This is a genomic window from Maricaulis maris MCS10 (assembly GCF_000014745.1).
In the GTDB taxonomy this organism is placed as follows: domain Bacteria; phylum Pseudomonadota; class Alphaproteobacteria; order Caulobacterales; family Maricaulaceae; genus Maricaulis; species Maricaulis maris_A.
The window spans coordinates 1,519,109-1,530,707 of the sequence record NC_008347.1 but is presented as its reverse complement, the minus strand read 5'-3'; the positions used below and the strand labels follow the sequence as shown (position 1 = coordinate 1,530,707).

The window sequence follows — 11,599 nt, the reverse complement described above, 5'->3', positions numbered from 1 at the left end:
ATGAATTCGCAATTGCAAAACAACGACAAGATGATCCGCACACGCTTCGCGCCCTCCCCGACCGGCTTCCTCCATATCGGCGGAGCCCGCACGGCCCTGTTCAACTGGCTGTTGGCCCGGCGCCATGGCGGCGCCTTCCTGCTGCGCATCGAAGACACCGATCGGGCCCGTTCCAACCCGGCTGCCGTTGAGGCCATTCTCGACGGGCTCTCCTGGATGGGCCTGGACTGGGATGGTGAGCCTGTGTCCCAATTCGAGCGCGCCGACCGGCATGTCGAGATCGCTCACGAATTGCTCGCCCGCGGCCACGCCTTCAAATGTTATTGCACTGCTGAGGAAACCCAGCTTCTGCGCGATGAGGCCTTCGCCGCCGGACGGGCCCTGCGCTCACCCTGGCGCGATCGGGACGCTTCAGAGGCTCGGGCCGACACGCCCTTTACCATCCGCTTCAAGGCACCCGACAGCGATGTGGTGATCGAGGACGCTGTCCAGGGTCAGGTCCGCTGGGCCGCCAAGGAGTTCGATGATCTCATCCTGCTGCGCTCGGACGGGACGCCGACCTATAATCTCGCCGTGGTGGTCGACGATCACGACATGGAGATCACCCATATCGTTCGCGGCGATGATCACCTGGTCAATGCCGGTCGCCAGAGCCAGATCTATGATGCCATGGAATGGCAGCGCCCGGTTTTCGCCCATGTTCCGCTGATCCACGGCCAGGACGGCAAGAAACTGTCCAAGCGCCATGGCGCACTGGGTGCCGAGGCCTATCGCGACATGGGATATCTGCCGGAAGGGCTGCGCAACTACCTGCTGCGCCTGGGTTGGTCACATGGTGACCAGGAATTGTTCAGTGACGCCGACGCTGTCGCGGCATTTGACCTGGCAGGGCTGAACAAGGCGCCGGCCCGCATGGACCTGGACAAGCTGAACCATATCAATGGTTACCACCTGGCCCAGGCTTCTGACGACCGGTTGTGCGAATTGGTCACACCCTTCCTTGATAGCCTTGAAAACCGGATCGAGGATATCAATCTCACCACGGCCCGCCTGAAAGCGGCCATGCCAACATTGAAAACACGGGCCGCGACACTGGAAGAATTGGCGGACCAGAGCTATTTTCTGCTTCGTCAGCGCCCTATCCAGCTGGAGGGCAAGGCGGCCAAGCCACTCAAGGACGACGAGACCCGACAGCGGCTTTACCGCCTGTTCACGCATCTCGGCGATTTGAAGGCTTGGAATGAAGCCGCGTTGTCCGACGCGCTCAAACAATTCGCTGAAGCCGAAAGTGTCGGTTTCGGCAAAATCGGTCAGCCGCTGCGCGCAGCGTTGACTGGAGGAGCACCCGCTCCCGATCTTGCGCTGGTCATGACCTTCATCGGTCGCGACGAGACGCTGGACCGTATCAAGGATCAGATGACGCCGGCTACAACCGAGTAGGCGGCGAACCATGGGGATGACGTGATGAAAAACAAAGCCAAACCAAACGGATCGGCCACGCTCAACTACAATGGCAAATCACTCGAACTGCCGGTGTTCAGCGGCGAAATCGGGCCGGATGTGATCGATATCCGCAAGCTCTACGCCGAAACCGGCATGTTCACCTATGACCCCGGCTTCACGTCGACCGCGAGTTGTGAGAGCCAGATCACCTATATCGACGGCGACAAGGGCACCCTGCTCTATCGCGGCTATCCGATCGACCAGCTGGCAGACCATTCGAATTTCATTGAAGTCTGCTACCTGCTGATGAAAGGCAATCTGCCGTCCAAGGACGAGCTGGAAACCTTCGACTGGACAATCCGCCGCCATTCGATGCTGCACGACCAGTTCGACCAGTTCTTCCGCGGTTTCCGTCGCGACGCGCACCCGATGGCGATCATGGTCGGCACGGTCGGCGCCCTGTCGGCCTTCTACCACGACTCCACAGACGTCAATGATCCGGCGGCCCGCACGATCGCGTCACACCGCATGATCGCCAAAATGCCGACAATCGCGGCGCGGGCCTTCAAATATGCAGTCGGCCAGCCCTTTATCAGCCCGCGCAATGACATGGACTATGCCGCCAACTTCCTGCGCATGTGCTTTGCCGTGCCGGCCGAGGACTATGAGAGCAACGCCGTGCTCGCCAAGGCGATGGACAAGATCTTCATCCTGCACGCCGACCACGAGCAAAACGCTTCGACCTCGACAGTTCGCCTGGCAGGTTCGTCGGGCGCCAACCCGTTTGCCTGTATCGCAGCGGGCATTGCATCGCTCTGGGGCCCGGCTCATGGCGGCGCCAATGAAGCGGCGCTGAACATGCTCAACGAGATCGGATCGGTCGACAAGATCCCGGAATATGTCCGCAAGGCCAAGGACAAGTCGGACCCGTTCCGCCTGATGGGCTTCGGTCACCGCGTCTACAAGAATTACGATCCGCGCGCCAAGGTCATGCGCGACACCTGCCACGAAGTTCTGGACGTGCTGGGCGTGCGCAATGACCCGACCCTGCAGGTCGCCATGGAACTCGAGCGCATCGCGCTGGAGGACCCGTATTTCGTCGAGAAGAAGCTGTATCCGAATATCGACTTCTATTCCGGCATCACGCTGAAGGCGATGGGCTTCCCGACCGAGATGTTCACGGTGTTGTTCGCGCTGGCTCGTACCGTTGGCTGGATCGCCCAGTGGTCGGAAATGATCGAGGATCCGACCCAGAAGATCGGTCGCCCGCGCCAGCTTTTCACCGGCGCCACGCCGCGCGACTATCTGGACCTGTCCAAGCGTTGATCGGACAGACCGGAAAAGCCATCAAGGCCGCCCCTCCAGGGCGGCCTTTTTGCTTTCGGGTCAGGCTTGGTGGTTGAGCCCGGCAAGTACGGCCTCGGCCGCACGCTTGCTGGCCTGACCGTTGCCGCGCAGTGTGTCGGTTATGGCCCGCAGCCGCACTGACATGGCAGCCCGCGCCGCCGGGTCCCCGAGCAATCGGTCCACCGCATTGGCGAGATTGGCCCCGGTACACTGCAACTGGATGATTTCCGGCACCACGCGCTCATCCACCGCGATATTGACCAGCGAAATGTGTCGGGTGCGGATCAGGTTGAAGGCCCGGGCGATTGCCCAGGTAATCCAGCCCAGCTTGTAACTGGTCACGGTTGGCACGCCGGCTGTTGCGAGCTCTGTGACCACCGTCCCCGAACAAGCCAGCGCCTGGTCAGCCGCCGCGAACGCGTCAGCCTTCTCGTCCTCGCCAACCCTGATCGCACCAGCCAGCACCTCATGGCGGGCGATTGCCGCGCTGACATCATCGGCCACCGGATCGGCGACCGGCAGGACCAGTCGCAGGTCACGATGGCGCGCCTTGAGGCGCGCGAGTGCCTCGACAAAGGGCGGCGTCATGCGACGGATTTCAGACGGGCGGCTACCCAACAGGACTACCAGGACCAGATCGGCCGGATCGAGCCCGTGCCGGGCCCTGAAAGCGGCCCCGTCGCCGGCCGGTAGGCGTTCCAGTGTCGGGTTGCCGACAAAGGTCACAGGCAGCCCGTGCGGCGTATAGAAGGGCTTGTCAAAGCTGAGGATGGTCAGCAGTTCATCGACCGTGTCGGCGAGGACGGCCGCACGGCCTGGCCGCGTCGCAAAGACCTGGGGACCGACATATTTGACCAGGCGGATAGACGGATCCACCGCCCTCACCCCGCGCGCGACACGCAGGGTGAAACCCCAGGAATCAATCAGCACGACCGTGTCCGGTTTGGCCGCAAGGATCAGCTCGACGGCCCTGGCGACAGATTGCTTGACCCGCTTGTAGGCCTTCAGCCCGTCAATCCAGCCCAGAATGTTGAGCCCGTCGATTGACATCATCGACGCCACGCCGGCCTCGGCCATGGCACTCCCGCCAATGCCGGACAGTGTCACTTCATCACCGGTCAGCGTGTTCAGCGCTCGAGCGAGGTCGGCACCCAGCAGGTCCCCGGACCGCTCGGCGGCAACGAGAAAGATATGAGGGCGGCTCATTCCGGCGGCTCGATCAGGACGAAGAGGCCATGCCGTTTCAGCGCACCCTCGACACCGGCCCGATCAACGATCAGCGCACCGTCTGCCTCCAGGACAATCCCGGCCAGACCGGCGGCGGCACAACGCTCCACCGTGCCCACGCCTATGGTGGGCAGGTCAACGCGTCGCTCCTGGATTGGCTTGGGACGCTTGGCCAGCACGCCCAGTCGCCTGGAGGCGTCGCCCCGGATCGGAGCGGGCAGCCCGGCGACACGTTCCAGCATCGCATTGGTGCCCTCCTGGGCCTCGACCGCCAGGACAACGCCGCCAGCGACCACCGCACCCTGTCCGATATCGAGACGCCCGATCTCGGCGGCGACCATCATCGCCTTGCCGGCATCATCGCGATGCGCCTCCACCGCGGCGGCATCACCCAGACAACCCGCCGGCAAACCGTCCTGGCCCAGCAGGCTGTCGGCCCCGACGACGGCGAAACCGGCCCGCTCGAACTCGTCGACAACAACGCGGATCACCGCATCATCGCCCTTGCGACCCGCTGCCAGCGCGCGCGGCACCATGATCAGGCCGCGGGCATCCATCTTCAGGGATTTGAGGTCAGGTCGGGTGACATAGCCGGCAAAACAGATCGCATCACACCCCGCCCCGCGCAGCGCCTTGATGATCCCGCCGATCTCGCCCACTGACAGAGACACGCTGTCGGCCCCGCCATAGTCACGGTCGGCAAAGCCTTTGAGCACGACAACGAAGACCGGCTTGCCGGCCTGGGCCCTGAGGATTTCCAGCGGCAGGTCGCCGCCGCCCGCGATCAGGCCGAGCTTTGTCCAGCCAGACTCAGTCATCCGGCATGCAGATGGACCGTTTCGCATCTGCCCGGATGAAATCGATGATTTCGGCAATCGGCGCATTGCCCGAATACAGGTGCGCGACATCGTCGACGCGTTCTTCAAACGTGCCTTCGCGGGCGAACAGCAGCCGGTAGGCGGCCCGCAATTCGCGCAGCGTCTCACGCGGCATGCCCCGGCGTTTCAGGCCGACCACATTGAGGCCGGCCAAATGGGCATGATTGCCGATCACCGAACCATAGGGAATGACATCCGACGTCACCATCGCCATCGCGCCGATGAAGGCATGACGCCCGATCCGGCTCTTCTGGTGAATGCCCGCATAGCCGCCCAGGATGGCGTGGTCCGCGATCACCGTCTCACCGCCGATGGCCGCACAATTGGCGAACACGACACGGTCGCCAACAATGCAGTCATGGGCGACATGGGAGCCAACCATGAAGTAGCCGTCATTCCCGACCACTGTCCGACCGCGCGCGAAAGTCGTGCCCGGATGCATGGTGACATTCTCGCGCAGGATATTGCGCTGGCCGATCACCAGTTGCGTGTCCTCGCCCTGGTATTTGAAGTCCTGGGGCGGATGGCCCAATTGCGCCCCGGGATAGACGACGCAATCCTCGCCCAGGGTCGTATTGCCGGCGATGGTGACATGCGAAATCACCCGGACCCGGTCCTTCAGGACGACTTTCGGGCCGATGATCGAGAACGGCCCGATTTCGACCCCGACGCCGAGCTGGGCAGCGGGATCCACAATGGCGGTCGGATGGATATCAGCGGTCTGGGTCATATATTTTCGATCGCCTTGGCAGAGAATTCAGCCTGGACGGCACGCTTACCGTCAGCCCAGACTTCACCTTTGAACTTGAACACGCCATGGCGAGCGGCGGTGACCGTGACCGGCATGCGCAGCATCATTCCAGGACGCACCGGCGCCCGAAAACGGACCTTGTCGGCCCCCATGAAGAAGACGGTCGCGGAGTCCGGCGACGCACCCAATGTCTTGTACATGAGGACGGCGCCAGCCTGGGCCATGGCCTCGATCATCAACACGCCCGGCATGACCGGGTTGCCCGGGAAATGTCCCGGAAAAAAGGGCTCGTTGGCTGTCACCCCCTTGATCCCGACGATCGACTGGCCGGCGATGTAATCCTCGGCGGCATCTATCAGCAAGAACGGGTAGCGGTGCGGCAGGAGAGTTTGGATCTCCGCGTTCTCAATGCGATCGGACACGCCAGTCAGCCTTTCTTGGGAGTCTTGTTCTTCGGTCGCGCCAGACGGCGCAACTCCGCCAGTTCACGCATGTGTTGGCGCATCGGCTGGGCCGGGTTGCCGACCCAGAACTCGCCGGCGGGAACGTCCCGCGAAGCGGCTGAGTTGGCGCCCACGCGGGCACCCTCGCCAATGGTGACATGATCGTAGACACCAACCCGGCCACCCAGCATGGCATTGTCCGCAATCACGGCGCTTCCGGCCAGGCCGGAATACCCAGCCATGATCACGTTCTCGCCAATGTCGGCGTTGTGCGCGATATGGCAGAGATTGTCGATCTTGGACGATGCGCCGATACGCGTCGCGCCAAATAGGCCGCGATCAATCGTACAATTGGCACCAATGGTGACATGGTCGCCGATGAGGACACTCCCCAAATGCAGAATTCCAACGGTATTTCCGTTGGATACTGCAATACCGAAGCCGTCCTCGCCAATCACGGCTCCCGCAAGAATGTTGCAGTCGGCACCAATATCACTGCACTGCAGGCTGACATGAGGGGATAATCGGCTCCGGTCACCGATCCGGCAGCCCGGCCCGATGACGCAGTGAGGCCCGATCACGCAGTCGGTCCCGATCTCGGCGCCTTCACCGATGACGACCCCGGCACCCAGACGGGTCCCGGCGCCGATTTTTGCCGATGGATCAATGAAGGAATCGGTCGCAAAACTGCGCGTCTGAAACAGCGCAGGAAGCACGCTGGCAAAGGCCGCACGGGGAGCTGTGTGGGTCAGGACGGCAGCACCGAGGCGTGTGGCCTCGCTGGCCGCATCGGGCGGACAGATCACGGCGACACCCGACAGTGCACCATCCGGCGCGGACCGCAGAAGTTTGCCGCTTTCAGCATAGCTCAGCGCACCTGCAACCGGTTCACCAAGCGGGGTGACCCGGTCAACGGACTGATCCGCAGTGCCAGAATCAGAAATCGCCGCACCCGAGAGCGCGGCGATATCCTTCAGGGTCAGCGGGCCTAGCCGGTCATAGAAACGCGGATCTGCCACACTCTCCCCCTGTTCGTCAGATTACTGCGAGCCCGGCTGGCCGGATCCGTCCTGCGGCAGGCGCACACGTGTCACCGGCACGGTTGGCAGTCGCGAATTCAACAGCGCAATCACGTCCGCGGAAATGTCCATTTCCGGGGCAGCGAAGACCAGGTTGGAGCGGTCGACGAGAATGTCGATGCCTTGAGCCGCAACGACTTCCTCCAGGATCGGGCCAAGCGCTTCATAGACCGGGCGCATGGCCTGGCGTTCTGTCTGCACGATTTCCTGTTGGCGGGCACGACGCAGCACTTCGAATTGCTGTGCCTGCTGGTTCAGCGTCGTGATGCGGCTCATCAGGTCCGGACGTTCCTGGATTGCCTGCTGCGTCATCGACGCGGTTTCGGCGTTCAGCCGCTCGGTTTCCTGCTGGATCGGCTGGCTCAGCGCCTGAAGCTCGGAGTCAATTTCTTGCGCGATTTCCTGCATGCGGGCGGCGATATGTTGCCCCGCAGCGCTTTCGCGCAGGACACGCTCTTCATTGAGCACAGAAATATTGGCCTGTGCCATCGCCGGGGCAGCGATGCCGATCACAAGGACCGGAAGGAGGAGAAGAGATTTAAGCAGTTTCATTGTATCAGAACCCTGTTCGCGTGCTGAACCGGAAGAATTCGGCTCTGTCATAGTCTTCACGAATGAAGGCCTGAGCAAAGTCGAACCGCACCGGTCCGAATGGTGAATCCCAGAAGATGCTCAGGCCGGCTGACGCACGCAGCGCCAAATCATCAACCGTGAACACCGCGTTTGTTCCCTCGTCTACCTGATCCGCCGAATCGAGCATGCCAAGCGTGCCGAACTCGGTGAACAGGCTGCCTCTCACCCCATACTGCTCGGGCAGACCGAGCGGGAATGAGACTTCCAGTGCACCCACTGCATAAAGCCTGCCACCCAGGGCATCGCCCCGGATCAGCTCACCCGTATCGGGGTCGCGCGACACGGCGCGCGGGCCAATACCAGCCACTTCAAAGCCTCGGAAGGAGTTCCCGCCCTTGAAGAAGCGATCGTTGATTCGAACCGAGTCGCCGCCCCATGGCAGGACAAATCCACCATTCATCGTGAAGCTGGCGACCACGTCGTCACCGAGTAGACCCGGGAAGAATGGCCGATAAATGGCACCATTGAATTCCGAGCGCACATAGCGCACATCGCCGCCAATGCCGGCGAAGCCCTGCGTGAACTGGAGGCGATAGCCATTGCTCGGCTCGATCGGGTCGTTCAGACGCGACCAGTTAAGCGTATAGGTCAGAACCGATGTGGCCCGGCTGCCGGCCTGGTTCAACAGCGCCGAAGACGCCGAGGAATACACCAGGACATTATCGGTCCGGTAGGTGTAGCCGAGCTGCAGATTGGTGGAGGCCGTGACCGGGAAACCGAGACGCAAGCTGGCACCGGTTGACTCAGTCTGGAACGATGCCTCGGACAGGAAGTCGGAATTGACCCGAAACAGGTCAAAACCAGCCGCCAGGTTGCGGTCCAGGAAGCGCGGCTCGGTGAAGCGGATATCCAGCGACTCGCGATTGGACGAGGCCGAGATGCGGAAACGCAGGAACTGTCCCCGGCCCCGCAGGTTCCGCTCCGAAATCGACAGGTCGATCAGGAAGGAGTCGGTCGACGAGAAACCGGCACCGAAGGCCAGCTCACCAGTCGGCTGTTCGCTCACGGCGACGTTGACGCGGGCCCGGTCGGGTGCGGAACCCGGCGTTTCCTCAACTTCGACTTCCTCGAAGAAGCCAAGGCGGCGGATATTGTTGCGCGAGCGGTCGATCAGAACCTGGTTGAAGGCATCACCTTCAACAATGTCCAGCTCGCGACGGATGACGCGGTCCAGCGTCCGGGTATTACCGGAAATGTCGATGCGTTCGATATAGACCCGCGGACCCTCATCGATGACGAATTCAACGTCGACGGTGCGGTCTTCGCGATTGCGCGTGGTCAGAGGGCGGATATTGACGAAGGCATAGCCCGCTGCACCGGCCGAGAAGGTCAGCGCGTCGATACTGTCTTCGATCAATTGCCCCTGAAAGAGATCGCCTTCCTGAACCGGCAGGATGGCTTGCAGGAAGTCCGGATTGAGGTCTGGAATTTCCGTTGAAACCGTGACTTCGCCGAAATTATAGATCTCGCCTTCGTCAATCGTGATCGTGATGTAGAAATCGCGCTGGTCCGGCGTCAGCTCAGCGACGGCCGAAAGAACGCGGAAGTTCGCATAGCCCTGGTTGGAATAGAATTGACGCAGCAGCTCGCGGTCATATTCCAGACGATCCGGGTCGTAATTGTCATTCGACGAAAAGAAACGCCACCAACGCGATTCGCGTGTCACCAGTTCGCGGCGCAGACGACGGTCGGAATAGCTCTCATTACCGATGATATTGATCCGGCGAACGCCGGTTACCGGGCCTTCGGAAATTTCGAAGATCAGATCGACACGGTTTTGCGGTTGCTCGACGATCTTCGGCGTGACGGTCGCGGCAAAGCGCCCGGAACGACGATAGACCTCGATGATGCGCTGGACATCGGACTGGACCCGCGAGCGCGTGAAGATGGCGCGTGGCTGGGCCTGGATCTCGTCGGTGATCTTCTCGTCATCGATCGCGCTATTCCCCTCGAGGATGACGCGGTTGATGATGGGATTTTCCTGCACACGCACCAGGACGATCTGGCCCCGGTCCTCGAACTGCACGTCCGAGAACAGGCCGGTGGCCATCAGGGTCTGGATCGACAGGTTGACCAGGCGGGAGTCGAAGGGCTGACCCGGCTGGAGCAGCAGGTAGGACAAAACCGTATCGGCTTCGACCCGCTGATTGCCTTCAACCAGGATTTGCCGGACCAGCGGAGCGGCAACAGGCTGCTCCACCTCGGTCTGGGCCGTCGCGGGAACTTCCGCACCCGATTGTTGTGCCGACGCTATGGCCGACGCACTCACAGTCATCAGGGCTGCGAAGAGCACACGCAGAACACTCACCATGGAAGATCGCCGCTTTGCTGGGCCCGGTCAGACATTCATCAGAAAATCTGGCCGAGCAAATAATTCAGGTCATTCCAGGTCGCTACAAGCATCAAACCGAGCACGAAAACAAGCCCCACCCGGAAACCGAGTGCTTGTGCCTGCATGCTCAGCGGACGTCGTGCCACCGCTTCATAGCCGTAATACACCAAATGCCCGCCGTCGAGGATGGGTATCGGCAGAAGATTGACCAATCCCAGTCCGACCGAGAGCACGCCGGCCAGGTTGATCAGGTTCACCAGCAGTGCACGTGCGGCGTCGAAAGCGCTGCTATGCCCTTCTATGGAACGCTGTGCCACCTGCCCGGCCGCGGTCGCGATGCCCAGGGGACCATTAAGAAGCTCCGGCGATGCGCGTCCCGTAATGATGTTCGTTACATAATCGACAGTTGTGGAAACAACGGCACCCGTCTGGCTGATCCCGTATCCGACCGCCTCGATCGGATTGTAGCGACGGTATTCGATCAGACGCCCGCCCGATACCAATCCAAGACGGGCATAGGCCGGTGAGACATTCGTCGCGCCGTCCGGCGTTTCCCGAGGCGAGACCGTCAAGGTCATCGCCTGGCCATCGCGTTCGATTTCGACAGGCACGACGCCGTCCGCGGCGACAACCAGCTGGCTGAATTGCTGGAAGCTGGCGACCGGCAAACCGTCCAGGGACGCAATCCGGTCGCCCGGCTCAAACCCCGCCAGTGCCGCCGGGCTGCCGGGTTCCACGCCACCAACAACCGGATCGGAGAAGGCTTGAATGCCCAATTGCGGCAAGCGGCGCGTACCGCCGAACTCGTCTTCCACCGTATTGCGAGCAGCCACAATCTGCAGCGGGATGAGCGTGCCGTCGCGCTCGATATCGACCGCGAGTTCGCTGGTACCGCCGGAAATCACGATCCGCATGATGTCGTTGAAGGCGCGAACTTCGCGCCCGTCGATGGCCACGACCCGGTCGCCGACCCGGATGCCGGCATTGTCGGCCGGAGAATCAGCCACGACGGCACCGACAACCGGCTGCAGCTCGCGATTGCCCAGGGTCAGAGACAGGGCAGCAAAAATGGTGATGGCCAGGATGAAGTTCGCGATCGGACCGGCTGCGGTGATGAAGGCGCGCTGCCAGATCGGTTTGAAGTGATAGCAGCGGTCCGCCGCCTCCCCCATCTGCGCGCGTAGCTGCGCCAGCTTGTCGGCATCCGGCTCGCTGGCCGCACCGGCATCGCCGAGGAATTTCACGTAACCGCCCAGTGGCAAGGCCGCGACACGCCAGACCGTGCCGCGCTTGTCCCGCCATGAGAACAGGGTCGGACCAAAGCCCATCGAGAAGGCTTCGGCGTGCACACCGCAAAAACGCCCTGCCCAATAATGCCCAAGCTCGTGAATCACGACGACAATCGAGATCAGGAATACAAAGGAGAATATGGTCAGGAAGCCGTCGCCGATCAGGCTCATGGGGAT

General features: G+C 61.9%; 10 protein-coding genes. 2 read left to right on the top strand and 8 right to left on the bottom strand.

Annotation, left to right across the window (positions count from 1 at the left end; genetic code table 11):
* Together gltX and gltA are read left to right on the top strand one after the other, a co-directional pair.
* Positions 1-1,440, top strand: a complete 1,440-nt coding sequence (gene gltX / locus MMAR10_RS07250) for a glutamate--tRNA ligase (protein WP_011643335.1) — start codon at positions 1-3, stop codon at positions 1,438-1,440.
* 24 nt (positions 1,441-1,464) lie between these two features.
* Positions 1,465-2,769 (top strand): citrate synthase, encoded by a 1,305-nt coding sequence (gltA, locus tag MMAR10_RS07245; RefSeq protein WP_011643334.1) that lies wholly within the window; start codon positions 1,465-1,467, stop codon positions 2,767-2,769.
* Between the two features lie 60 nt (positions 2,770-2,829).
* On the opposite strand, the gene lpxB is transcribed toward gltA, so the two are convergent.
* From lpxB to rseP, 8 genes are read right to left on the bottom strand one after another with little or no spacing between them, the layout of a single operon-like run.
* A complete protein-coding gene (gene lpxB, locus MMAR10_RS07240; protein WP_011643333.1) occupies positions 2,830-3,996 on the bottom strand; it encodes a lipid-A-disaccharide synthase in 1,167 nt (388 codons plus the stop codon).
* Positions 3,993-4,835 carry an LpxI family protein gene (locus MMAR10_RS07235; protein WP_011643332.1) on the bottom strand — a complete coding sequence of 281 codons (843 nt, stop codon included), beginning with the start codon at positions 4,833-4,835 and terminating at the stop codon, positions 3,993-3,995. The genes lpxB and MMAR10_RS07235 overlap by 4 nt, the downstream gene beginning before the upstream one ends.
* Positions 4,828-5,625 carry an acyl-ACP--UDP-N-acetylglucosamine O-acyltransferase gene (gene lpxA / locus MMAR10_RS07230; RefSeq protein ID WP_011643331.1) on the bottom strand — a complete coding sequence of 266 codons (798 nt, stop codon included), beginning with the start codon at positions 5,623-5,625 and terminating at the stop codon, positions 4,828-4,830. Before lpxA ends, MMAR10_RS07235 begins: the two co-directional genes overlap by 8 nt.
* Complete coding sequence (gene fabZ, locus MMAR10_RS07225; protein ID WP_011643330.1) at positions 5,622-6,068, bottom strand: 3-hydroxyacyl-ACP dehydratase FabZ; 447 nt, start codon at positions 6,066-6,068, stop codon at positions 5,622-5,624. Before fabZ ends, lpxA begins: the two co-directional genes overlap by 4 nt.
* A 5-nt stretch (positions 6,069-6,073) precedes the next feature.
* Positions 6,074-7,108, bottom strand: a complete 1,035-nt coding sequence (gene lpxD / locus MMAR10_RS07220; protein ID WP_011643329.1) for a UDP-3-O-(3-hydroxymyristoyl)glucosamine N-acyltransferase — start codon at positions 7,106-7,108, stop codon at positions 6,074-6,076.
* A gap of 21 nt (positions 7,109-7,129) precedes the next feature.
* The gene (locus tag MMAR10_RS07215) at positions 7,130-7,720 is read right to left on the bottom strand and encodes an OmpH family outer membrane protein (protein WP_011643328.1); all 591 of its coding nucleotides are present in this window, start codon (positions 7,718-7,720) and stop codon (positions 7,130-7,132) included.
* A 4-nt stretch (positions 7,721-7,724) separates the two neighbouring features.
* Positions 7,725-10,112, bottom strand: coding sequence for an outer membrane protein assembly factor BamA (gene bamA, locus MMAR10_RS07210; RefSeq protein WP_011643327.1), 2,388 nt, complete (start codon positions 10,110-10,112; stop codon positions 7,725-7,727).
* 38 nt (positions 10,113-10,150) lie between these two features.
* Positions 10,151-11,593, bottom strand: coding sequence for an RIP metalloprotease RseP (gene rseP, locus MMAR10_RS07205; RefSeq protein ID WP_011643326.1), 1,443 nt, complete (start codon positions 11,591-11,593; stop codon positions 10,151-10,153).
* Between the last annotated feature and the right edge of the window lie 6 nt (positions 11,594-11,599).